Consider the following 22,807-nt stretch of genomic DNA (forward strand, 5'->3'; position numbering starts at 1 on the left):
CCCTACGGTGTTCCCCGCCGTGGTGCTCGGGAAGACCGGTGACGGATCCTCAGGGGTCCCAGTCCGGAGCGGCCCTCGCCACTGTGATCGGGCCATCGTGATCGTCGACGATGGAGAGACGTCCGTACCCACGACGCCACTGGGAGCCTCGCGCACCTGGGAAGGCGGGTACGGGACCCCCGTAAGCCAGGAGACCGGCCACGGCATCTCACGAAGTGTTTCCACGAGGTGCTGGAGCGTGACCCGAATGACCTTGCCCGAAACCGCCGCGGCTGCCGAGGCACCGGCGACACCGTCCGTGCTGCCCACGTTCCGCTGGAAGCGCGAGGACACCGTCCGTACGGCCGGGCTGATGGGGGTGATCCTGGCCATGCACGTGGTGGCCTTCGGGACGCTCATCTTCCTGGTCGCGCCCCACAACTACGCGGTCGGCACCCAGGTCTTCGGGGTGGGCCTCGGGATCACCGCGTACACCCTCGGCATGCGGCACGCCTTCGACGCCGACCACATCGCGGTGATCGACAACACCACCCGCAAGCTGATGGCGGACGGCAAGCGGCCGGTCTCGGTCGGCTTCTGGTTCGCCCTCGGGCACTCCTCGATGGTGGTGCTGATGGCCGCCCTGGTGGCGGGCGGCGCGCAGCTGGCCAGCACGCTGATGGACGACGACTCGACCACCCACAAGTGGCTCGGGATGGTCGGCACGACGGCCTCCGGCGCGTTCCTCTACCTGATCGGCGCGCTCAACCTGGCCGCGCTGCTCGGCATACTCAAGGTGTTCCGGGCGATGCGGGCCGGGTCGTACGACGAGGCGCAGCTGGAGGAGCACCTCAACTCGCGCGGCTTCATGGCCCGGGTGCTGAACCGGGCGACCCGGTCGATCACCCGGCCCGGGCAGATGTTCCCGGTGGGCATGGTGCTGGGGCTGGGCTTCGACACCGCGACCGAGGTCACCCTGATGGTGATGGCCGGGTCGGGCGCGGCGGCCGGGCTGCCCTGGTACGCGATCGTCTGCCTGCCGCTGCTGTTCGCGGCCGGGATGAGCCTGTTCGACACCCTGGACGGGACGTTCATGAACTTCGCGTACCAGTGGGCCTTCGCCAACCCGGTCCGGAAGGTGTACTACAACCTGACGATCACTGGGCTGTCGATCGCGGTGGCCTTCGTCATCGGCACCATCGAACTGGTCGGCGTGCTGCACGAGAAGCTCGATCTGACCGACCCGGTCACCGGCTGGATCGCGGGCATCTCGCTGGACAACGTCGGCTACGCGATCGCCGGGCTGTTCGTGGTGGTCTGGGCCGCGGCGATCGCCTACTGGAAGCTGGCCCGGGTGGAGAAACGCTGGGCGGCCGCCGAGTAGCGACGGCCGCGATCAGCGACGGCAGCGAACAGCGAGCAGCGACGGCGCCTCCCCCGGGATCCCGGGGGGGGGCGCCGTTTCGTCGCTGCGGGGCGTTGCCGGTCAGTGCCGGTCGCCGTAGCGCCGGCGGAACCGCTCGACCCGGCCGGCGGTGTCCATGACGCGGGACTGGCCGGTGTAGAAGGGGTGGCTGGCCGAGGAGGTCTCGACGTCGATCACCGGGTAGGTGTTGCCGTCCTCCCACTCGACGGTGCGGTCGCTGGTGACGGTCGACCGGGTGAGGAAGGCGAGGCCGCCGACCTTGTCGCGGAAGACGACGGGGCGGTAGGCGGGGTGGATGCCGGGCTTCATGGCGGGCTCCTTCGGGCGGGCTGGTGGGCTGGCTGGCGGGGTTCGGCTCGGGTGGGGTTCGGCTCGGGCGGGCGGGGTTCAGCGCTCTTCGCGGAAGTCGACGTGCCGGCGCGCGACCGGGTCGTACTTGCGCAGGACCATCCGGTCCGGGTCGTTGCGGCGGTTCTTGCGGGTCACGTACGTGTAGCCGGTGCCGGCGGTGGAGCGGAGCTTGATGACGGGGCGCAGTTCACTGCGGGCCATGGGTGTCCTCCCGGGTTGGCGGGGTGTTCGGGGCTGGGACGAAACCGTACATCGAAATGGAAGTCATTTTCATCTGGTGTAACGTGAGCTCCGTCCTGCCCATTCCCGGACGCCAGGGAGCACCCATGTCCGCCCACTGCCAACTCACCGGCCGCCGACCCGGATTCGGCAACGCGATCTCACACTCGCACCGCCGCACCCGCCGCCGCTTCGACCCCAACATCCAGCACAAGCGCTACTGGCTGCCCGGCGAGGGCCGGTACGTCCGGCTCACCCTCAGCGCCAAGGGCATCCGCACCATCGACACGATCGGCATCGAGGCCGCCGTCGCCCGCATCCGCGCCCGAGGGGGGAAGGTCTGATGGCCAAGCAGAGCAAGATCGCCAAGAACGAGCGGCGCCGCGCCGTCGTGGCCCGGTACGCCGAGCGCCGCGCCGAGCTCAAGCGGGTCATCGCCCACCCCGGCACCGCCCCCGCCGAACGCGCCGCCGCCCAGGCCGAACTCGCCCGCCAGCCCCGCGACGCCAGCGCCACCCGGATCCGCAACCGCGACGCCGTCGACGGCCGCCCCCGCGGCTACCTGCGCGCCTTCGGCCTCTCCCGGGTCAACCTGCGCGTCCACGCCCACGCCGGCCACCTGCCCGGCGTCCGCAAGGCCAGCTGGTGAGCGGCGTGGACGGGATCAAGCTGCCCGTGGTGGTCGTCGCCGGACTGCACGCCGACCGGCGCCGCGCCGCCGTCCTGGAGTTGGCGGCGGCCGCGGTGGACGCGGTGGTCCTCCACCACGACCTGCGGGACGCCTCGCAGGGCGTCGTCCACCGCGAACTGCGCGACACCGGAGGCGGGTTCGACGCCGCCGACGTCCCGCTGGTGAACGACTGCCCCTGCTGCGCCCTGCGCGAGGACCTGCTGCCGCGACTGCTGCGGATCGCCGACGAAGGCCGGTACGGGCTCGCGATCGTCGAACTGTGGGGTGGCAGCGACCCGCACCCGGCCGTCGAGGTGATCGCCGGGGGAGAGGCGGACGGCCGCCACCTGGAGGACGCCGTCGAACTCGCGGGCGTGGTCACGGCCGTCGACCCGGACCGGCTGGTCGGCGAACTCTCGGTCTCCGACGACCTGGTGGAGCACGGCGAGCACACCGCCCGCCAGGACCAGCGGACCCGCGCGGAGGCGCTCGCCCACCAGGTCGAGTACGCCACCACCCTCGCCGTCCCGCGCGCGACGGCGCACACGCCCGGGCTCGCGCTGCTCCGCCAGCTCCACCCCACCGCCCGGGTCGTCCGGCTCGGCACCGGCGCGCTCACCCGGGCCGCCCTCGGCGGCTTCGACGTCGCCGCCGCCCGCGACCGGGTCAACCCGGCGATCGCGCTGCTCCCGCAGGAGAGCGACGAGGCCGGCGTCACCACGCTGGTCTGGGAGCGCCGCCGCCCGTTGCACCCCGAGCGGCTGCACCGGGCGCTGGAACTGCTCGTCCCCGCCGCCCAGCGCAGCCGCGGCCGCTTCTGGCTGGCCAACCGGCCCGACCTGATGCTGGCCTGGGACGCCGCGGGGGCCAACCTCGCCGTCGAGGAGTGCGGGCCCTGGCTCACCTCCCTGCCCGACGCCGCCTGGGAGCTCTACCCGCCCGCCCGCCGGGCCGCCGCGGCCCTCGACTGGCACCCGCTGCACGGCGACCGGGTGCAGCAGCTCAGCTTCACCGCGGAGGGCCTGGACGTCGACGGCGTCACCGGGCTGCTCGACTCCTGTCTGCTCACCGACGCCGAACTCGCCGCCGGCGAACCCGGCTGGAAGGCCCTGCCGGACGCCTTCCGGGACCTGCTCGACCCCGTTCACTGAGGAGCCGTCACTGTGCGTAAGCGATCGAACCCGCCCAAGGACCGGCCGAACCCGTTGTTCGCGGCCGGCATCGAGTACATCGACTACAAGGACACCGACCTGCTGAGGCGCTTCGTCTCCGACCGCGGCAAGATCCGGAGCCGCCGCGTCACCCGGCTCACCGTCCAGCAGCAGCGCGCCGTGGCCAGGGCCGTCAAGAACGCCCGCGAGATGGCCCTCCTCCCGTACGCCGCCGGCGCCACCCGGTAAACCACGACCACCGTCACCACCGTCACCGCCCCGTCACCAGCCGACAAGGAGCCCCCGATGGCCGTCCCCAAGCGCAAGACGTCCCGCAGCAACACCCGGCACCGCCGGGCCCAGTGGAAGGGCAAGGCCCCGAAGCTCGTCCCGATCACCCTCAACGGCCGCGAACTGCTCGTCCCCCAGAACCTGGTCCCCGCCTACCGCCGCGGCCTGATCGACCCGGAGGGGGCGTAGCGACCACGGAGGGGGCGTGCGGGGGTGGGGTCGCGCCCTGTCGGGGGTTCTCGGCGGGCGGATCGGAGTGGGGGTTCGTAGGCTCGACGCATGTCTGATGCGTACGCGGGTCGGCGGGAGCGGGTGAGGGAGCACTGCAGTGCGGCCGGGGCCGATGCGGCGCTGATCACCCGGGCGGCGAACGTGCGGTATCTGACGGGCTGCGCGCCCTGCGGGGCGACGCTGCTGCTGACCCGGGAGCGGGTGCTGCTGGCAGTGCCGGACGATCTGCCGGCGGACGACACCGGGGAACACCTGATCGCGCCGGACGTCACCCAGATGCCGGTGGCGGCCGCGGCGGACACCGCCCTGGCGGCGGCCGCCGCCGCCACGCGACTGGGCGTGGCGGACCTCGCGGTGGAGGAGCACGACCTGACCGTCAGCCGCCACCGCGCGGTGGCGAGCCTGGTGGAGGGCGCCCGGCTGGCCGACCTGGGGCAGGTGGTCGAGCGGCTGCGGGTGGTCAAGGACGAGCACGAGATCGCCGACCTGCGGATCGCCGCCGAGATCGCCGACCAGGCGCTCGGCGAGCTGCTGGAGTCGATCCTGGTCGGCCGCACCGAACGGCACCTGGCGATGGAGCTGGAACGCCGGATGATCGACCACGGCGCGGACCGGGCGGCCTACCCGGTGTCCGTCGGCACCGGCAGCCACTCCGGCCAGCCCGCCCACCAGCCGACCGACCGCCGGGTGGAGGAGGGCGACTTCCTCACCGTGGTGATGGGCGCCCAGTACCGGGGCTACGGCGTCTCCACCGCCCGGACCTTCGTGATCGGCGCCGCCCCCGCGCCCTGGCAGGTGGAGCTGCACCGGCTGGTGTTCCGGGCCCAGCGGGCCGGCCGGGAGGCGCTCGGGCCGGGCGTGGAGCAGTACGTGCCCGACCGGGCCGCGCGGCAGATCCTGGAGGCGGCCGGCCACACCGAGACCTCCCCGCACCCGGTGGGCCACGGCATCGGGCTGGAGATCCGGGAGGCGCCGCGCCTCGGTCCGTCGGACATGGGTAAACTGGACAGCCGCGTGCCGGTCACCGTCGGCCCAGGGGTCCACCTCCCGGGCAAGGGCGGTGTCCGGATCGAGGACACGCTCGTGGTGCGCCCCCCAGAGGAGGGCGGGCCCGAGCTGCTCACCATCACCACCAAGGAGCTCCTCGCCCTGTGACCGCGGCCGCCCGTCGGCCGTCGGCGGCAGGACGCAAGCCTTGGTTCCTTGACAGCTATATCCAGGAGTAAGTGCGCCCGTGGCTTCCACGAACGATCTCAAGAACGGCATGGTCCTCAAGCTGGAGGGCGGCAAGCTCTGGTCCGTCGTCGAGTTCCAGCACGTCAAGCCCGGCAAGGGCCCGGCCTTCGTGCGCACGAAGCTCAAGGAGGTCCTGACCGGCAAGGTCGTCGACAAGACCTTCAACGCCGGCACCAAGGTCGAGACCGCCAACGTCGACAAGCGCGGCATGCAGTTCTCGTACAAGGACGGCGAGAACTTCGTGTTCATGGACACGGACACCTACGACCAGATCGTGGTCGAGCCGGCCGTCGTCGGCGACGCCTCCAAGTACCTGCTGGAGGGCTTCGAGGCCCTGGTCGCCATGTACGAGGGCTCCCCGCTGTACATCGAGCTCCCGGCCTCCGTCGAGCTGCTGATCTCCCACACCGAGCCGGGCGTCCAGGGCGACCGCTCCACCGGCGGCTCCAAGCCGGCCACGCTGGAGACCGGCGCCGAGATCGCCGTGCCGCTCTTCATCGTCACCGGTGAGAAGATCAAGGTCGACACCCGCGACGGCAGCTACCTCGGCCGGGTGAAGTAAGTCCGTGTCGGCCGCACGTAGCAAGGCCCGCACCCGGGCCTTCCAGATCCTCTTCGAGGCCGACCACCGCGGGGTCGACCCGCAGCGGGTCCTCGCGGACTGGGTGGCCCGCGCCCGCGAGCCGAAGCCCGACGAGGGCACCCCGCAGGTCGGCGAGTACACCATGGAGCTGATCGAGGGGTACGTCCAGCACGCTCGCCGGATCGACGACCTGATCTCGCAGTACGCGGTGGGCTGGACCCTCGACCGGATGCCGATCGTGGACCGCAACGTCCTGCGGCTCGGCGCCTACGAGCTGATCTGGGAGGACGGCGTCCCGGACGCGGTCGTCCTGGACGAGGCCGTGGAGATCGCCAAGGAGTTCTCCACGGACGACTCCCCGGCGTTCGTCAACGGCCTGCTCGCCCGCTTCCTGGAGCTGAAGCCGAGCATCCGCCGGTAGGTCCCCCTGACCACCGGTGGCGGTGAGACCCGCAGAACGGCCGCTGGACCCGGATTCCGGGTCCGGCGGCCGTCGCGCGTTTCACCCGGGCGGCGTAAGGTGGTGCCCTACTCGCCAGTAACTTGGCGTTCGGAAACCCGCAGTGAAGGGCAGGCCACCCCCATGACCACCGCGACCCGCAGCGAGTTCGACCAGGGCATCGCCCTGACCCGGCACCCTGACGAGCCCGGCCGCTACGAGGCCGAACTCGGTGCCGGCTGGCAGATCGGCGGCGGGGTCAACGGCGGGCTGCTGCTCGCCGTCGCCGGACACGCGCTGTCGCTGGAGCACGGCGACCACCCCGACCCGGTGTCGATCAGTGGTTACTACCTGTCCGCCTCCACGCCCGGCCCGGCCACCGTCCGCACCGAGGTGCTGCGCACCGGCCGCGGGCTCTCCACCGGCACCGCCTCGCTCAGCCAGGACGGCGTGGAGCGGCTGCGGGTGGTCGCCAGCCACGGCGACCTCTCCACCGCCGACGGCGAGGTGCGCACCAGCGCCCTGCCGCCGCAGCTGCCGCCGCCGGACCAGTGCGTCGGCGTCGAGCATGCGCCCCGGGAGCTGATCGCCCAGGCCGAGCTGCTGGAGCGCTTCGACCTGCGGCTGGACCCGGCCACCATCGGCTGGGCGCTTGGGCAGCCGTCCGGCAACGGGCGGATCCAGGGCTGGTTCCGGCTCGCCGACGGCCGCGATCCCGACCCGCTGCTGCTCCTGCTGGTCGCCGACGCGCTGCCGCCGGTGACCTTCGACCTGGGCATGCCCGGCTGGGCCCCGACCGTCGAACTGACCGTCCACCTGCGGGCCAGGCCGGTCCCGGGCTGGTTGCGGGTCACCCACGCCACCCGCAACGTGGCCGGCGGGTACTTCGAGGAGGACGCCGAGGTCTGGGACGAGTCCGGCCGCCTGGTCGCGCAGTCCCGCCAGCTCGCCAGGGTGCCGCGAACGGCGTGAATCACATCGTCTTACCGTCGGTTACATTCCTGTGACACGCCGTACGTGTGCGGCGCGCGCGGATGGGGAGATAGACGGTCAGCGGCGAGCCGGCCGCTGACCGTCACCCGCCGACGGTACCCGTCGATGCCAGGAGCCATCCCGTGAGCGAGCGCAGCGAGCGAACCACCGAGAGGCGCGCAGGGGCGCATGCCCGTGCCGAGCGCAGCGAGGTGGGCGCATGAGCCGCAACGGCCGCGCCCGCCGCAACTCCGACTGCACCGCCGGCGGTCCGCGACCCACGGTGCGGGCGCCGCACCAGCGGCGGCGGGGCGAGGGGGCCGAGCAGGCGTTCGTCATCGGGATCCTGACCAGCGCGGCCGACTTCGCCCGGGCCCGTGCCTGGGGGCTGTCGAACGCCGCCGACCACGAGCAGTACCTGGCCGAGACCGCCGAGCTGCTGGCCGACGCCCTGGAGCGCTTCGACACCGTGCGGGCCCGGATGTTCCACCCGCAGGACTTCGCGGAGTTCTGCGTGCTGCACGGGCTGGACCCGGCCGAGCCGCTCGCCCGCGACCGCTACCTGGTCAATCCGCCGTTGCAGACCCAGCTGTTGGCCTATCAGGGCGAGGAACTGGCCGGGGACTTCGTGCCGCGCCTGGTCCGGGCCCGGGAGAACGGGCTGACGCTCTGCCACGCCGACCTGCTGCTGGACGGCGGCCTGTCCGGCGCGGCGGGCGAGGTCGACGAGGACCACGCCCGCTGGGTGCGCGCCGCCCGCCAGCGCGGCGCCGAGGTGTTTCGCCGGATGCTGGTCGGCGCGGGCGCCGGGGTGTACGAGCTGCGGCTGCGGGTGGACGCCCCGGGCGGGCGGCTGAGCGCGGCGGCCCGGGTGCTGCAGTGGGAGGACGGCGTGGTCCGGATCAACGACGAGGACCTGGAGCTGGTCTGCGCGGTGCTGTGCGCCGGACTGGCGCTGGAGCTGCCGGGGGTGGCGGTGCTGCACGGCTCGCAGGGCTCGGTGGCGGCGGGCGGCGCCCGCGGCGGAGCCGCTGACGAGCACTTCCTGCCGGCCTCCTGGGCCTGGTCGAGCGGCGGGCAGGACTGGGCGCCGGCTGCCGGGCCGGTGCGGCTGGACGGTGTGGCGGCGCAGCCCGGCTACAGCCTGGGGACGGTCTGCTGAGCCGGCCGTGGACGCGCGACGGCGCGGCCCCCGGGATGCGGGGTGCCGCGCCGTGACGTTTCTGCAAGGCCCGGGGCGTGGCCCGGACCGTGGACCGAGCCGACGGGAGCCGGTGCGGCGAGCGTCAGCTCGCCTCCTCCTCGCGCACCGCACGGCGCGCGTCGGGGTTCAGCACGCCCCAGGAGATCAGCTGCTCGGTGAGGATCGACGGCGACTGGTCGTAGATGACCGCCAGGGTGCGCAGGTCGTCCTGGCGGATCGACAGCACCTTGCCGTTGTAGTCGCCGCGCTGGCTCTGGATCGTCGCCGCGTAGCGCTGCAGCGGGCCGGCCTTCTCGGACGGGACCTGGGTCAGTCTCTCCAGGTCGAGCACCAGGCGCGGCGGCGGCTCGGCCGCGCCGCCGGGGGTGCCGCCGGGCAGCAGCTCCTGCACCGGGACGCCGTAGAACTCCGCCAGCTCGGCCAGCCGCTGCACGGTGACCGCACGGTCGCCGCGCTCGTACGAGCCGACGACGACTGCCTTCCAGCGCCCCTGGGACTTCTCCTCGACACCGTGCAGGGAGAGACCCTGCTGAGTGCGGATCGCTCGGAGCTTGCCTCCGAGTTGCTTCGCGTAGTCGCTGGACATTGATCTCCCCGGACGAGATTGCTTCGCGTTCAGTGGTGGGTCGCGGACGATTGCCGACGCCGTTACCGGTGGGTTCGACGTCCGTCTCGTAACTCACTGTGAGGTTACGTAGAGTAAGGTAGCTGCGTCAAGCCGAATGGGGCAGTCGTGCGAATGGCCCGCATCCGCGGCGCGTCCGGGGCGTGAACCCGGCGAAGCGGAATGGTGCGTGTCCGGTTGCCTCCCGGCCCGCTGCTAGGATGGCTCGAAGCCCGCGCCCGGTCGGCGGGGGCAGTCCCAGACATCCTTTAAGGCCCGTCCAGTGAGGCGGGGAAGGAGGTCCGCTTCGGCATGACCACACACCAAGATTCGACGCCGCGACCGCCGCACCAGGTGCTGGACGGCACGGACATCGCCCGGGTCGTCACCCGGATAGCGCACGAGATCGTCGAGCGCGCCAAGGGCGCCGAGGACGTCGTGCTGCTCGGCATCCACACCAGGGGCGTCCACCTCGCCCGCCGCCTGCACGGCCGGCTGGCCCAGATCACCGGGCGCGAGATCCCGTTGGGTGCCCTGGACATCACCATGTACCGGGACGACCTGCGGCTCAAGCCCGCCCGCGCCCTGGAGCACACCGAGATCCCGTCCGGCGGCATCGACGGCAAGCTCGTCATCCTCGTCGACGACGTGCTCTTCTCCGGCCGCACCATCCGGGCCGCGCTCGACGCGCTGAACGACATCGGCCGCCCGCGCGCCGTCCAGCTCGCCGTCCTGGTCGACCGGGGCCACCGCGAGCTGCCGATCCGGGCCGACTACGTGGGCAAGAACCTCCCCACCTCGCTGCGCGAGGCCGTGCAGGTGCGCCTGTCCGACAGCGACGGCGTGGACGCCGTACTGGTCGGCGACCGCGACTACACCGAGCGCTCCTCGCAGGCCCTGGCCTCCCAGCCGTCCGAACCGCACCTCCCGGAGTAACCCGCGTGAAGCGCCACCTCGTCTCCGCCGCCGACCTCACCCGCGACGACGCGCTGCTGATCCTGGACACCGCCGAGGAGCTGGCCCAGCTCTCCGGACGGGCCGTCAAGAAGCTGCCCACGCTGCGCGGCCGGACCGTCGTCAACCTCTTCTTCGAGGACTCGACCCGTACCAAGACCTCCTTCGAGGTCGCCGAGAAGCGGCTCTCCGCCGACGTCATCAACTTCTCCGCCAAGGGCTCCTCGGTCTCCAAGGGCGAGAGCCTCAAGGACACCGCGCTCACCCTCCAGGCGATGGGCGCCGACGCGGTCGTCGTCCGGCACCACGCCTCGGGCGCGCCGGCCCGCCTCGCCCAGTCCGACTGGCTGCACGGCAGCGTGATCAACGCAGGTGACGGCACCCACGAGCACCCCACCCAGGCGCTGCTCGACGCCTTCACCATGCGCCGCCACCTCAACGCCGGGCTGGGCAACGACCTCGCCGGGCGCCGGGTGACCATGGTCGGCGACATCCTGCACAGCCGGGTCGCCCGGTCCAACGTGCACCTGCTGACCACCCTCGGTGCCCAGGTCACCTTCGTCGCCCCGCCGACGCTGCTGCCGATCGGCATCGAGAACTGGCCCTGCGAGGTCAGCTACGACCTGGACCGCGTCCTCCCCAAGACGGACGCGGTGATGATGCTGCGGGTGCAGCGCGAGCGGATGAACGCCGCGTTCTTCCCGACCGAGCGCGAGTACAGCCGCCGCTACGGCCTCAACGGCACCCGGATGTCCCAGCTGCCCGAGCACGCCATCGTGATGCACCCCGGCCCGATGGTGCGCGGCATGGAGATCACCGCCGAGGTCGCCGACTCGCCGCGCTGCACCGTGGTCGAGCAGGTCGCCAACGGCGTGTCGGTCCGGATGGCCGTCCTGTACCTGCTGCTCGGGGGAGCCACCCTCAACGACGCCCGCACCGACTCCGTGGAGACCGCTCAGTGACCACCTACCTGATCCGCAACGCCCAGATCCTCGGCGGTGCCCCGCAGGACCTCCACCTCGCCGACGGTGTGATCAAGGCGATCGGCACCGACCTGGCGGTCGAAGCGGACGTCGAGATCGACGCCGGCGGCCTGATCGTGCTGCCCGGTCTCGTCGACCTGCACACCCACCTGCGCGAACCCGGCCGCGAGGACGCCGAGACCGTGCTCACCGGCACCCGGGCCGCCGCGATGGGCGGCTTCACCGCCGTGCACGCGATGGCCAACACCACCCCGGTGGCCGACACCGCCGGCGTGGTCGAGCAGGTCTGGCGGCTCGGCCAGGAGGCCGGCTACTGCGACGTGCAGCCGGTCGGCGCCGTCACCGTCGGCCTGGAGGGCAAGAAGCTCGCCGAGCTGGGCGCCATGCACGAGTCCGCCGCGAACGTGCGGGTCTTCTCCGACGACGGCAAGTGCGTGGACGACGCGGTGCTGATGCGCCGCGCCCTGGAGTACGTCAAGGCCTTCGACGGCGTCGTCGCCCAGCACGCCCAGGAGCCGCGCCTCACCGAGGGCGCCCAGATGAACGAGGGCCAGGTCTCCGGCGAGCTCGGGCTCGGCGGCTGGCCGGCCGTCGCCGAGGAGTCGATCATCGCGCGGGACGTGCTGCTCGCCGCGCACGTCGGCTCCCGGCTGCACGTCTGCCACGTCTCCACCGCCGGCTCGGTCGAGATCATCCGCTGGGCCAAGGCCAAGGGCTGGGACGTCACCGCCGAGGTCACCCCGCACCACCTGCTGCTCACCGACGAGCTGGTCCGCTCCTACGACCCGGTCTACAAGGTCAACCCGCCGCTGCGCACCGCCGAGGACGTCCAGGCGCTGCGCAAGGCGCTCGCGGACGGCACCATCGACGCCGTCGCCACCGACCACGCGCCGCACCCGGACGAGGACAAGGACTGCGAGTGGGCCGTCGCGGCGATGGGCATGGTCGGCCTGGAGACCGCGCTGTCGGTCGTGCAGCAGACCATGGTGGACACCGGTCTGCTGAACTGGGAGGGCGTCGCGGACCGCATGTCGCACCGCCCGGCCCGGATCGGCCGTCTCGCCGGACAGGGCCGTCCCGTCTCGGTCGGTGAGCCTGCCAACCTGGTGCTGTTCGATCCCGCGTACCGTGGTGCCGTGAACCCGGACAGCTTCGCCACCCGTAGCCGCAACACCCCCTACAAGGGCCTTGACCTGCCCGGACGGGTGCACGCCACCTTCCTGCGCGGGCGCGCCACCGTGCTGGCCGGCGAGCTGGCCGAGCAGGGCGGGGCGGCGTGACCGGCCCGGCCGCGCTCGCCCAGGAGCAGGCCAAGGTCACCAACTGGCCCGGGTACATCGGCTGGGCCGTCGGCCTGCTGATCGTCATCGGGCTCGTCTACTGGCTGATGCGGCAGGGCTGGAACTGGCGGCGCACCCTCCAGTCCGGCATGCCGCCGCTGCCCGCCGTGCCGGCCGGCGCCGGGCGGACCATCCTGGAGACCAGCGGGCGCTACCACGGCTCCACCACCGCCGGGAACTGGCTCGACCGGGTCGTCGCGCACGGCCTGGGCACCCGCAGCCGTGCCGACCTCACCCTCGGCGAGGACGGCCTGCTGGTGCGGCGCCCCGGTGACGTCGACCTCTGGATCCCGGCCGAGCACCTGACCGGTGCCCGCACGGACTCCGGGATCGCCGGCAAGGTCGTCCCGGCCGGGCTGCTCGTCGTCAGCTGGACGCACGAGGGCACCGAGCTGGACTCGGGCTTCCGGGCCGACCACCCGGACGAGCACGCCGCCTGGGTCGAGGCGATCGCCCAACTCGCAACACGTACGAAGACGAAGACGGAAGAGGCCGCTCAATGACCGCACCTGCCCCCACCACGCAGCGCCGACGGCGGGAGCGCACCCCCGCCGTGCTCGTCCTGGAGGACGGCCGGACCTTCCGCGGCGAGGCCTACGGCGCGACCGGCGAGACCTTCGGCGAGGCCGTCTTCAACACCGGCATGTCCGGCTACCAGGAGACCCTCACCGACCCGTCGTACCACCGCCAGGTGGTCGTGATGACCGCCCCGCAGATCGGCAACACCGGCTGGAACGACGAGGACGACGAGTCCAAGCGGATCTGGGTCGCCGGGTACGTCGTGCGCGACCCCGCCCGGGTGGCGTCCAACTGGCGCTCCACCCGCTCGCTGGACGAGGAGCTCGTCCGCCAGGGCGTCGTCGGCATCAGCGGCATCGACACCCGGGCGCTCACCCGCCACCTGCGCGAGCGCGGCGCGATGCGCTGCGGCATCTTCTCCGGCGAGGCGCTGACCGACCAGGCCGAACTGCTCGCCCGGGTGCAGCAGTCGCCCGAGATGAAGGGCGCCGACCTGTGCGCCGAGGTGGCCACCACCGAGGCGTACGTCGTGCCCGCGATCGGTGAGAAGAAGTTCACCGTCGCCGCGCTGGACCTCGGCATCAAGGGGATGACCCCGCAGCGGATGGCCGAGCGCGGCATCGAGGTGCACGTGCTGCCGGCGAACTCCACCCTGGAGGACCTCTACGCGGTCCAGCCGGACGGCGTGTTCTTCTCCAACGGCCCGGGCGACCCGGCCACCGCCGACCACCAGGTCGCCGTCGCGCAGGGCGTGCTGGAGCGCGGGACCCCGTTCTTCGGGATCTGCTTCGGCAACCAGATCCTCGGCCGCGCACTGGGCTTCGGCACCTACAAGCTCAAGTACGGCCACCGCGGCATCAACCAGCCGGTGCAGGACCGCACCACCGGCAAGGTCGAGGTGACCGCGCACAACCACGGCTTCGCCGTGGACGCACCGCTGGACCGGGTGAGCGACACCCCCTTCGGGCGGGTCGAGGTCTCCCACGTCTGCCTCAACGACGACGTGGTCGAGGGCCTCCAGGCGCTCGACGTCCCCGCCTTCAGCGTGCAGTACCACCCCGAAGCGGCGGCCGGCCCGCACGACGCGGCCTACCTCTTCGACCGGTTCGTCGAGCTCATGCGAGGCGACGACAAGCACAGCGTGAAGCTCATGGAGGGCCAGCGTGCCTAAGCGCACTGACATCAAGTCCGTCCTGGTGATCGGGTCCGGCCCGATCGTGATCGGCCAGGCCGCCGAGTTCGACTACTCGGGCACGCAGGCCTGCCGCGTCCTCAAGGCCGAGGGCCTGCGGGTCGTGCTGGTCAACTCCAACCCGGCCACGATCATGACCGACCCGGAGATCGCCGACGCCACCTACGTCGAGCCGATCACCCCGGAGTTCGTCGAGCGGATCATCGCCAAGGAGCGCCCCGACGCGCTGCTGCCGACCCTCGGCGGGCAGACCGCGCTCAACACCGCGATCTCCCTGCACTCGGCCGGCACGCTGGAGAAGTACGGCGTCGAGCTGATCGGCGCCGACGTGGTGGCGATCAACAAGGGCGAGGACCGCCAGCTGTTCAAGGGCGTCGTCGAGGCGGTCAACGCCAAGATCGGCCACGGCGAGTCCGCCCGCTCGGTCATCTGCCACTCGATGGACGACGTGCTGGCCGGCGTCGACACGCTCGGCGGCTACCCCGTCGTCGTGCGCCCCTCCTTCACCATGGGCGGCGCCGGCTCCGGCTTCGCCCACGACGAGGAGGACCTGCGCCGCATCGCCGGCCAGGGCCTGGCCCTCTCGCCGACCACCGAGGTGCTCCTGGAGGAGTCCATCCTCGGCTGGAAGGAGTACGAGCTGGAGCTGATGCGCGACAAGAACGACAACGTCGTGGTCGTCTGCTCCATCGAGAACTTCGACCCGATGGGCGTGCACACCGGTGACTCGATCACCGTCGCCCCGGCGATGACCCTCACCGACCGTGAGTACCAGATCCTGCGCGACATCGGCATCGCCGTGATCCGCGAGGTCGGCGTCGACACCGGCGGCTGCAACATCCAGTTCGCCGTCAACCCCGACAGCGGCCGGGTCATCGTCATCGAGATGAACCCGCGGGTGTCGCGCTCCTCCGCGCTGGCCTCGAAGGCGACCGGCTTCCCGATCGCCAAGATCGCCGCCAAGCTGGCCGTCGGCTACACGCTCGACGAGATCCCCAACGACATCACCGAGCAGACCCCGGCCTCCTTCGAGCCGGCCCTCGACTACGTCGTGGTGAAGGTCCCCCGGTTCGCGTTCGAGAAGTTCCCGAGCGCCGACGCCACGCTGACCACCACCATGAAGTCGGTCGGCGAGGCCATGGCCATGGGCCGCAACTTCCCCGAGGCGCTGCAGAAGGCGCTGCGCTCGCTGGAGAAGAAGGGCTCCCAGTTCTCCTGGACCGGCCCGGTCGGCGACAAGGCCGAGCTGCTGGTCAAGGCGGTCGTGCCGACCGACGGCCGGATCAACACCGTGATGCAGGCCATCCGGGCCGGCGCCACCCCGGAGGAGGTGTTCGAGGCCACCAAGATCGACCCGTGGTTCGTCGACCAGCTCTTCCTGCTCGACGAGATCGCCGCCGAGCTGACCGAGGCCGCGAAGCTCACCCCCGAGCTGCTGCGCCACGCCAAGCGGCACGGCTTCTCCGACCAGCAGATCGGCGAGATCCGCGGCCTGAAGCCGGACGTCGTCCGCGAGGTCCGGCACGCGCTCGGCATCCGCCCGGTGTTCAAGACCGTCGACACCTGCGCCGCCGAGTTCGCCGCCAAGACCCCGTACTTCTACTCGTCCTACGACGAGGAGAACGAGGTCGCCCCGCGCACCAAGCCGGCCGTGATCATCCTCGGCTCCGGTCCGAACCGCATCGGCCAGGGCATCGAGTTCGACTACTCCTGCGTGCACGCCTCCTTCGCGCTGGCCGACGCCGGGTACGAGACCGTGATGGTCAACTGCAACCCGGAGACCGTCTCCACCGACTACGACACCTCCGACCGGCTCTACTTCGAGCCGCTCACCCTGGAGGACGTGCTGGAGATCGTCCACGCCGAGCAGCAGGCCGGCCCGCTGGCCGGCGTGATCGTCCAGCTCGGCGGCCAGACCCCGCTCGGCCTGGCCCAGGCGCTCAAGGACAACGGCGTGCCGATCGTCGGCACCCAGCCCGAGGCGATCGACCTCGCCGAGGAGCGCGGCGCCTTCGGCCGCGTGCTGCGCGACGCCGGCCTGCCCGCCCCCAAGCACGGCACCGCCTTCTCCTTCGCCGAGGCCAAGGCCATCGCCGACGAGATCGGCTACCCGGTGCTCGCCCGCCCGTCGTACGTGCTCGGCGGCCGCGGCATGGAGATCGTCTACGACGAGGCCTCGCTCGCCTCCTACCTGGAGCGCCACGCCGGCCTGATCTCCGAGCACCCGGTGCTCATCGACCGCTTCCTCGACGACGCGGTGGAGATCGACGTCGACGCGCTCTACGACGGCACCGAGCTCTACCTCGGCGGCGTCATGGAGCACATCGAGGAGGCCGGCATCCACTCCGGCGACTCCGCCTGCGCGCTGCCCCCGATCACCCTCGGCGGCTACGACATCAAGCGCCTGCGGACCTCCACCGAGGCCATCGCGCGCGGCGTCGGCGTCCGCGGCCTGATCAACATCCAGTTCGCGCTGGCCGGGGACATCCTGTACGTGCTGGAGGCCAACCCGCGCGCCTCCCGCACCGTGCCGTTCACCTCCAAGGCGACCGCCGTGCCGCTGGCCAAGGCCGCCGCCCGGATCTCGCTCGGCGCCACCATCGCCGAGCTGCGCGCCGAGGGCCTGCTCCCGGCCGAGGGCGACGGCGGCACGCTGCCGGCCGACGCGCCGATCGCGGTCAAGGAGGCCGTGATGCCGTGGAGCCGCTTCCGCGACATCCACGGCCGCGGCGTGGACACCGTGCTCGGCCCGGAGATGCGCTCGACCGGCGAGGTCATGGGCATCGACAAGGTCTTCGGCACGGCCTACGCCAAGGCCCAGGCCGGCGCCTACGGCGCGCTGCCGACCAAGGGCAAGGTCTTCGTCTCGGTCGCCAACCGCGACAAGCGCAACCTGGTCTTCCCGGCCCGCGCGCTGGTCGGCCTCGGCTTCGAGGTGCTCGCCACCGCTGGCACCGCCGAGGTGCTGCACCGCGGCGGCATCCCGTCCACGCTGGTGCGCAAGCACAGCGAGGGCGAGGGCCCCAACGGCGAGCGGACCATCGTCCAGCTGATCCACGACGGTGAGGTCGACCTCATCATCAACACGCCGTACGGCACCGGCGGGCGCCTCGACGGCTACGAGATCCGCACCGCCGCCGTGTCCCGCGGCGTGCCCTGCCTGACCACGGTCCAGGCGATGGGCGCGGCCGTCCAGGGCATGGACGCGCTGCTGCGCGACGAGGTCGGGGTGATGTCGCTCCAGGAGCACGCCGCGCTGATCAACGCCGGCCGCAAGTAGCACCACCGCAGTGGGGGGCACCGAGGCCAGTCGGGTGCCCCCCACTTCCATGCCCTGATCCGGGTGCTCACGCTCAGATCCGGGCCCTGATCCGGGAGTTGGGTTTTTGTACAAGCTGCTGTTCGACCTCGTCTTCAAGAAGATGGACCCCGAGAAGGCGCACCACCTCGCCTTCTTCTGGATCCGGCTCGCCTCCTCGGTGCCCGGCCTGCGCACGCTGGTGCGTCTGGTGCTCGCCCCGCGTGACCGGGCGCTGCACACCACCGCCCTCGGCCTCGACCTGCCGGGCCCGTTCGGCCTGGCGGCCGGCTTCGACAAGAACGGCGTCGGCATCGACGGCCTGGCGATGCTCGGCTTCGACTACGTCGAGATCGGCACCGTCACCGGCGAGCCCCAGCCGGGCAACCCGACGCCCCGGCTGTTCCGCCTGGTCGAGGACCGCGCGCTGATCAACCGGATGGGCTTCAACAACCAGGGCTCGGCCCGGGTCGCCGCGCGCCTCGCCGCCCGCCCGCACACCAGCTCCACCCCGGTGATCGGTGTCAACATCGGCAAGACCAAGGTGGTCGAGGAGGCCGACGCCGTCGCCGACTACGTCAAGTCCACCGAGCGGCTGGCCAGGTACGCCGACTACCTGGTCGTCAACGTCAGTTCGCCGAACACCCCCGGGCTGCGCAACCTCCAGGCCGTGGACCACCTGCGCCCGCTGCTCTCCGCCGTCCGCGAGGCCGCCGACCGCACCACCGCGCACCACGTCCCGCTGCTGGTCAAGATCGCCCCCGACCTGGCCGACGAGGACGTCGACGCGGTCGCCGACCTCGCCCTGGAACTGGGCCTGGACGGCATCATCGCCACCAACACCACGATCGGCCGCGAGGGCCTGCGCGCCGACGCCGCCCGGGTCGAGGAGATCGGCATGGGCGGCCTGTCCGGCGCCCCGCTCAAGGCCCGCGCCCTGGAGGTGCTCCAGCGCCTGCGCGCCCGGACCGAGGGGCGGCTGACGCTGGTCTCGGTCGGCGGCGTCGAGACCGCCGAGGACGTCTGGCAGCGGATCGTCCACGGCGCGGACCTCGTCCAGGGCTACAGCGCCTTCATCTACGAGGGCCCGTTCTGGTGCCGCCGGATCCACCGGGGCCTCTCCGCCCGGATCAGGGCCGCGGGCTTCCGCGACCTGGCCGCCGCCGTCGGCAGCGCCGTCGACGGCACCAGGGCCGCCTCCTGAACCACCGTGCGGCCCCCGGCCCGTACGACGCCCCGTACGAGCCGCGCACGACCTCCGTACGGCCTCCGTGCGGCCTCCCCACGACCTTCCGGAAGGACGACATGACCCTCGCCCCGTTCGGCGCCCGGCTGCGCCAGGCCCTCGACACCCGCGGCCAGCTCTGCGTCGGCATCGACCCGCACGCCTCCCTGCTCGCCGCCTGGGGGCTCGGCGACGACCTCGCCGGCCTGGAGACCTTCAGCCGCACCGTCGTCGAGGCGCTGGCCGACCGGGTGGCCGTGCTCAAGCCGCAGGCCGCCTTCTTCGAGCGCTTCGGCAGCAAGGGCGTCGCGGTGCTGGAGAAGTCCGTCGAGGAGGCCAGGGCGGCCGGCGCGCTGGTCCTGATGGACGCCAAGCGCGGCGACATCGGCTCCACCATGGCCGCCTACGCGGAGGCCTTCCTGTCGCCCGGCAGCCCGCTGTTCTCGGACGCCGTCACGGTCAGCCCGTACCTGGGCTTCGGCTCGCTGCGCCCGGCCCTCGACCTGGCCCGCGCGCAGGGCTGCGGCGTGTTCGCGCTGGCGCTCACCTCCAACCCGGAGGGCCACGAGGTGCAGCGGGCGGTGGGCGCGGACGGCGAGTCGGTCGCGGCCTCGGTGCTGCGGCAGCTGGCGGCGGAGAACGGCGACGCCGCCCCGCTGGGCTCCTTCGGCGCGGTCGTCGGCGCGACGCTCGCCGACGCGGGCGTGGAACTGGCGATCAACGGCCCGCTGCTGGCCCCCGGGATCGGCGCCCAGGGCGCGACGATGGCCGACCTGCCGCGGGTGTTCGGCGCCGCGGTGATCAACGTGGTGCCGAGCGTCAGCCGGGACGTGCTCAAGCACGGCCCGTCGGTGGCGGCCCTGCGCTCGGCGGCCGAGCGGTTCGTCGGCGAGTACGCGGACGCGGTGAAGTAGCGGCGATCGCGGGCGCGAGCCCGTAGCGGGGCGATGACCCTGTGCAGTGTGCGCAGCCCGGCGAGGGTCCCGGACCCCACCGGAGTTGACGTGAGCGCCGTCACATCGGCGGTGTCAAAGTTTCGCAATCGCGGTCATTTTGCCCTGGAAAGTCCTGGTCGGCCTTGGCTGACCAGGACTTTTCGTGTTCTTTTCCTGACGTGGCGCCGCAATCCGGGTAGTGTCCGGCGATAGGTCATCGGCGAGCCGCGAAACCCGTAGCTCCCGCAGGTCAAGGGCCCTCTGGTTCCCCTTGCGGACGGTGTCCTGGGATCCAAACCAGTCATAGCTCAATCCCTTCCTTCCACACCCTGAGGTGAACGGCGTGGCTCTTCCGCCCCTTACCCCTGAACAGCGCACCGCCGCGCTCGCCAAGGCCGCCGAGGCTCGCCGGGAGCGCGCCGAGGTCAAGAACCGGCTCAAGCACTCCGGCGCCTCCCTGCACGAGGTGATCAAGGCCGGAAAGGCCGAGAACGACGTCATCGGCAAGATGAAGGTCTCCGCACTGCTGGAGTCGCTTCCCGGCGTCGGCAAGGTCCGTGCCAAGCAGATCATGGAACGCCTCGGCATCAGCGAGAGCCGGCGCGTCCGCGGCCTCGGTACGAACCAGATCGCCTCCCTGGAGCGGGAGTTCGGCGGCGGTGCCGCCTGACCGTGCCCCGTGGTCCCGGGAACGTCCGCGATCCGGGATAATCGGTGCATGAGTGAGCGTCCGCGGCTGACCGTGCTCTCCGGCCCTTCGGGGGTCGGCAAGAGCACGGTCGTCGCTCATATGAGGAAGCAGCACCCCGAGGTCTGGCTCTCGGTGTCGGCGACGACCCGGCACCCGAGGCCGGGCGAGCAGAACGGGGTCCAGTACCACTTCGTCGACAACGACGAGTTCGACAAGCTGATCGCCAACGGCGAGCTGCTGGAGTGGGCCGTCTTCGCCGGCAACCGCTACGGCACCCCGCGCTCGGCGGTGCTGGAGAAGCTGGAGCGCGGCGAGCCCGTCCTGCTGGAGATCGACCTCCAGGGCGCCCGCCAGGTGCGCGAGTCGATGCCCGAGGCGCAGCTGGTCTTCCTGGCCCCGCCGAGCTGGGACGAGCTGGTCCGACGGCTGACCGGTCGGGGCACGGAGTCGCAGGACGTGATCGCGAAGCGGCTGGAGGCGGCCAAGGTCGAGCTCGCGGCCGAGCCCGAGTTCGACACGACCCTTGTCAACACCTCCGTCGAGCAGGTAGCGGCCGAACTGCTAGCCTTGCTCGGTGTAGCCTGACCTGTCTGTCTTTTCCACCCTTTCGGAAGGTTTTAGCGTGTCCTCTTCCATGACCGCGCCCGAGGGCATCATCAACCCGCCGATTGACGAGCTGCTTGAGGCCACCGACTCCAAGTACAGCCTCGTGATCTACGCCGCCAAGCGCGCGCGCCAGATCAACGCGTACTACTCCCAGCTCGGTGAGGGCCTGCTCGAGTACGTCGGCCCGCTGGTCGACACCCACGTGCACGAGAAGCCGCTGTCGATCGCGCTGCGCGAGATCAACGCGGGCATGCTGACCGCCGAGGCGATCGAAGCCGCCTGAGGCGGTGCTCCGAAGCTTGTGGAAGGGCCCGGCGGAATCGTTTCCGCCGGGCCCTTCGGCGTTCCCGGGGGCTGTGGGACCGACCGCGGTGCGCGCGGCGGCTGAGGGGCCGTAGGGTGTGCACGTCCCAGGAGTGGAGGAGAGCGGGAGTATGAGCGCGACTTCGGACCGGAGCGGGTCGGCGGACGCGCCGCGCGTCGCCCTCGGCGTCAGCGGCGGCATCGCCGCCTACAAGGCGTGCGAGCTGCTCCGCCGGTTCACCGAGTCCGGCCACCAGGTCACCGTGGTGCCCACCGAGGCCGCGCTGCACTTCGTCGGCGAGGCCACCTGGGCCGCGCTCTCCGGCCGACCGGCCGCCACCGAGACCTGGGAGCGCGTGCACGAGGTGCCGCACGTGCGGATCGGGCAGCAGGCCGACCTGGTCGTGGTCGCCCCCGCCACCGCCGACCTGATCGCCAAGGCCGCCCACGGCCTCGCCGACGACCTGCTCACCAACACCCTGCTCACCGCCCGCTGTCCGGTCGTCCTGGCGCCCGCCATGCACACCGAGATGTGGGAGCACCCCGCCACCCGGGACAACGTCGCCACGCTGCGCCGCCGGGGCGTGATCGTGCTGGAGCCGGCCGTCGGGCGGCTCACCGGCAAGGACACCGGCAAGGGGCGGCTGCCCGAGCCGTCCGCGATCTTCGACGCCTGCCGGGCCGTGCTGCGCCGGGGCGGGGCCGCCCCGACCGACCTGGCGGGCCGGCACGTGGTGGTCTCGGCCGGCGGCACCCGCGAGCCGCTGGACCCGGTGCGCTTCCTGGGCAACCGCTCCTCCGGCAAGCAGGGCTACGCGCTCGCCGTGACGGCCGCGGCCCGTGGGGCGCGCGTGACGTTGGTCTCGGCCAACGCGGAGCTCGCCGACCCGGCCGGGGTCGACGTGGTGCACGTCTCGACCGCGCTGGAGCTGCGCGAGGCGGCCCTGAAGGCGGCCGCGTCGGCCGACGCCGTGGTCATGGCCGCGGCCGTGGCGGACTTCCGGCCCGCCGAGTACGCCAGCGGCAAGATCAAGAAGGTCGAGGGGGTCGAGCCGGCGCCGGTCGCCCTCGTCCGCAACCCCGACGTCCTGGCCGAGCTGGCGGCGCACCGCGCCCGTTCGGGCCAACTCGTGGTGGGTTTCGCGGCGGAGACCGACGACGTGCTCGCCAACGGCCGCGCCAAGCTCGCCCGCAAGGGCTGCGACCTGCTGGTCGTCAACGAGGTGGGCAACGGCAAGGCCTTCGGGACGGACGTCAACGAGGCCGTGGTGCTGGGCTCGGACGGCAGTGAGACGGCCGTTCCGGTGGGCCCGAAGGAGGCGTTGGCGGACGTGGTCTGGGACCTGGTCGTGAAGCGGCTGGAAACGGTCGGCGACTGATCGAGCCCTGCTGGAGATCGGTCGCG

At 72.1% G+C, this 22,807-nt stretch carries 26 protein-coding genes and 1 riboswitch; of the genes, 23 read left to right on the top strand and 3 right to left on the bottom strand.

All coding sequences use genetic code 11. From position 1 onward, the window contains the following. Window positions 1-3: 3 nt before the first annotated feature. Window positions 4-218, top strand: a riboswitch (cobalamin riboswitch). A gap of 29 nt (window positions 219-247) precedes the next feature. Next, window positions 248-1,363, top strand: a complete 1,116-nt coding sequence (locus tag ACFVTF_RS24215; protein ID WP_371522587.1) for a HoxN/HupN/NixA family nickel/cobalt transporter — start codon at window positions 248-250, stop codon at window positions 1,361-1,363. Between the two features lie 102 nt (window positions 1,364-1,465). On the opposite strand, the gene ACFVTF_RS24220 is transcribed toward ACFVTF_RS24215, so the two are convergent. Continuing rightward, the gene (locus ACFVTF_RS24220) at window positions 1,466-1,714 is read right to left on the bottom strand and encodes a type B 50S ribosomal protein L31 (protein WP_387816398.1); all 249 of its coding nucleotides are present in this window, start codon (window positions 1,712-1,714) and stop codon (window positions 1,466-1,468) included. A 78-nt stretch (window positions 1,715-1,792) separates the two neighbouring features. Next, complete coding sequence (rpmG, locus tag ACFVTF_RS24225) at window positions 1,793-1,957, bottom strand: 50S ribosomal protein L33 (RefSeq protein WP_363618280.1); 165 nt, start codon at window positions 1,955-1,957, stop codon at window positions 1,793-1,795. A gap of 125 nt (window positions 1,958-2,082) precedes the next feature. On the opposite strand from rpmG, the gene rpmB reads away from it, so the two are divergent. From rpmB to ACFVTF_RS24275, 10 genes are all read left to right on the top strand, one after another. Further along, entirely contained in the window at window positions 2,083-2,319 is a 237-nt protein-coding gene (rpmB, locus tag ACFVTF_RS24230) for a 50S ribosomal protein L28 (protein ID WP_350877850.1), read from the top strand. Continuing rightward, on the top strand, window positions 2,319-2,624 hold the full coding sequence (gene rpsN, locus ACFVTF_RS24235) for a 30S ribosomal protein S14 (protein ID WP_387816401.1): 306 nt from the start codon (window positions 2,319-2,321) through the stop codon (window positions 2,622-2,624). The genes rpmB and rpsN overlap by 1 nt, the downstream gene beginning before the upstream one ends. Next, the gene (locus ACFVTF_RS24240) at window positions 2,621-3,796 is read left to right on the top strand and encodes a CobW family GTP-binding protein (protein ID WP_387816403.1); all 1,176 of its coding nucleotides are present in this window, start codon (window positions 2,621-2,623) and stop codon (window positions 3,794-3,796) included. The genes rpsN and ACFVTF_RS24240 overlap by 4 nt, the downstream gene beginning before the upstream one ends. Before the next feature lie 12 nt (window positions 3,797-3,808). Continuing rightward, complete coding sequence (gene rpsR / locus ACFVTF_RS24245; RefSeq protein WP_387816405.1) at window positions 3,809-4,045, top strand: 30S ribosomal protein S18; 237 nt, start codon at window positions 3,809-3,811, stop codon at window positions 4,043-4,045. A gap of 57 nt (window positions 4,046-4,102) precedes the next feature. After that, window positions 4,103-4,276: a 50S ribosomal protein L32 gene (gene rpmF, locus ACFVTF_RS24250; RefSeq protein WP_063346769.1), complete on the top strand. Its 174-nt coding sequence runs from the start codon at window positions 4,103-4,105 to the stop codon at window positions 4,274-4,276. 90 nt (window positions 4,277-4,366) lie between these two features. Then, window positions 4,367-5,473 (top strand): M24 family metallopeptidase, encoded by a 1,107-nt coding sequence (locus ACFVTF_RS24255; protein ID WP_387816407.1) that lies wholly within the window; start codon window positions 4,367-4,369, stop codon window positions 5,471-5,473. Between the two features lie 79 nt (window positions 5,474-5,552). Continuing rightward, window positions 5,553-6,116, top strand: a complete 564-nt coding sequence (gene efp, locus ACFVTF_RS24260) for an elongation factor P (protein ID WP_350877845.1) — start codon at window positions 5,553-5,555, stop codon at window positions 6,114-6,116. 4 nt (window positions 6,117-6,120) lie between these two features. Continuing rightward, complete coding sequence (gene nusB / locus ACFVTF_RS24265; protein WP_063346766.1) at window positions 6,121-6,558, top strand: transcription antitermination factor NusB; 438 nt, start codon at window positions 6,121-6,123, stop codon at window positions 6,556-6,558. Between the two features lie 162 nt (window positions 6,559-6,720). Next, window positions 6,721-7,548, top strand: a complete 828-nt coding sequence (locus ACFVTF_RS24270) for a thioesterase family protein (RefSeq protein WP_371516189.1) — start codon at window positions 6,721-6,723, stop codon at window positions 7,546-7,548. Window positions 7,549-7,768: 220 nt separating this feature from the next. After that, window positions 7,769-8,710: a hypothetical protein gene (locus ACFVTF_RS24275; RefSeq protein WP_387816410.1), complete on the top strand. Its 942-nt coding sequence runs from the start codon at window positions 7,769-7,771 to the stop codon at window positions 8,708-8,710. A 124-nt stretch (window positions 8,711-8,834) separates the two neighbouring features. Here ACFVTF_RS24275 and ACFVTF_RS24280 read toward each other — a convergent pair whose 3' ends face one another. Next, entirely contained in the window at window positions 8,835-9,338 is a 504-nt protein-coding gene (locus tag ACFVTF_RS24280; protein WP_031072501.1) for a transcriptional regulator, read from the bottom strand. A gap of 330 nt (window positions 9,339-9,668) precedes the next feature. Between ACFVTF_RS24280 and pyrR the strand changes: the two genes are divergently transcribed. The 12 genes from pyrR to coaBC all read left to right on the top strand — a co-directional run bounded on the left by pyrR (window position 9,669) and on the right by coaBC (window position 22,781). Continuing rightward, complete coding sequence (pyrR, locus tag ACFVTF_RS24285) at window positions 9,669-10,292, top strand: bifunctional pyr operon transcriptional regulator/uracil phosphoribosyltransferase PyrR (RefSeq protein WP_387816412.1); 624 nt, start codon at window positions 9,669-9,671, stop codon at window positions 10,290-10,292. Between the two features lie 5 nt (window positions 10,293-10,297). Then, window positions 10,298-11,272 (top strand): aspartate carbamoyltransferase catalytic subunit, encoded by a 975-nt coding sequence (locus tag ACFVTF_RS24290; protein ID WP_350877841.1) that lies wholly within the window; start codon window positions 10,298-10,300, stop codon window positions 11,270-11,272. After that, window positions 11,269-12,573 carry a dihydroorotase gene (locus ACFVTF_RS24295; protein ID WP_387816414.1) on the top strand — a complete coding sequence of 435 codons (1,305 nt, stop codon included), beginning with the start codon at window positions 11,269-11,271 and terminating at the stop codon, window positions 12,571-12,573. Before ACFVTF_RS24290 ends, ACFVTF_RS24295 begins: the two co-directional genes overlap by 4 nt. Then, entirely contained in the window at window positions 12,570-13,136 is a 567-nt protein-coding gene (locus ACFVTF_RS24300; protein WP_387816416.1) for a hypothetical protein, read from the top strand. The genes ACFVTF_RS24295 and ACFVTF_RS24300 overlap by 4 nt, the downstream gene beginning before the upstream one ends. Continuing rightward, complete coding sequence (gene carA, locus ACFVTF_RS24305) at window positions 13,133-14,323, top strand: glutamine-hydrolyzing carbamoyl-phosphate synthase small subunit (RefSeq protein WP_371516186.1); 1,191 nt, start codon at window positions 13,133-13,135, stop codon at window positions 14,321-14,323. The genes ACFVTF_RS24300 and carA overlap by 4 nt, the downstream gene beginning before the upstream one ends. Beyond that, window positions 14,316-17,624 carry a carbamoyl-phosphate synthase large subunit gene (gene carB, locus ACFVTF_RS24310; RefSeq protein ID WP_380370784.1) on the top strand — a complete coding sequence of 1,103 codons (3,309 nt, stop codon included), beginning with the start codon at window positions 14,316-14,318 and terminating at the stop codon, window positions 17,622-17,624. The genes carA and carB overlap by 8 nt, the downstream gene beginning before the upstream one ends. 106 nt (window positions 17,625-17,730) lie before the next feature. Then, a complete protein-coding gene (locus ACFVTF_RS24315; protein ID WP_387816419.1) occupies window positions 17,731-18,846 on the top strand; it encodes a quinone-dependent dihydroorotate dehydrogenase in 1,116 nt (371 codons plus the stop codon). Between the two features lie 101 nt (window positions 18,847-18,947). Then, window positions 18,948-19,781, top strand: coding sequence for an orotidine-5'-phosphate decarboxylase (gene pyrF, locus ACFVTF_RS24320; RefSeq protein WP_350877835.1), 834 nt, complete (start codon window positions 18,948-18,950; stop codon window positions 19,779-19,781). Window positions 19,782-20,145: 364 nt separating this feature from the next. Further along, complete coding sequence (gene mihF / locus ACFVTF_RS24325) at window positions 20,146-20,472, top strand: integration host factor, actinobacterial type (protein ID WP_063346755.1); 327 nt, start codon at window positions 20,146-20,148, stop codon at window positions 20,470-20,472. A 48-nt stretch (window positions 20,473-20,520) separates the two neighbouring features. Beyond that, window positions 20,521-21,078: a guanylate kinase gene (gmk, locus tag ACFVTF_RS24330; RefSeq protein ID WP_350877834.1), complete on the top strand. Its 558-nt coding sequence runs from the start codon at window positions 20,521-20,523 to the stop codon at window positions 21,076-21,078. A gap of 37 nt (window positions 21,079-21,115) precedes the next feature. Next, window positions 21,116-21,382 (top strand): DNA-directed RNA polymerase subunit omega, encoded by a 267-nt coding sequence (gene rpoZ, locus ACFVTF_RS24335; RefSeq protein WP_030240625.1) that lies wholly within the window; start codon window positions 21,116-21,118, stop codon window positions 21,380-21,382. 151 nt (window positions 21,383-21,533) lie between these two features. Then, the gene (gene coaBC / locus ACFVTF_RS24340) at window positions 21,534-22,781 is read left to right on the top strand and encodes a bifunctional phosphopantothenoylcysteine decarboxylase/phosphopantothenate--cysteine ligase CoaBC (RefSeq protein WP_063346753.1); all 1,248 of its coding nucleotides are present in this window, start codon (window positions 21,534-21,536) and stop codon (window positions 22,779-22,781) included. Window positions 22,782-22,807 lie beyond the last annotated feature (26 nt).

Source organism: Kitasatospora sp. NPDC057940 (genome assembly GCF_042887425.1).
Taxonomy (GTDB): Bacteria; Actinomycetota; Actinomycetes; order Streptomycetales; family Streptomycetaceae; genus Kitasatospora.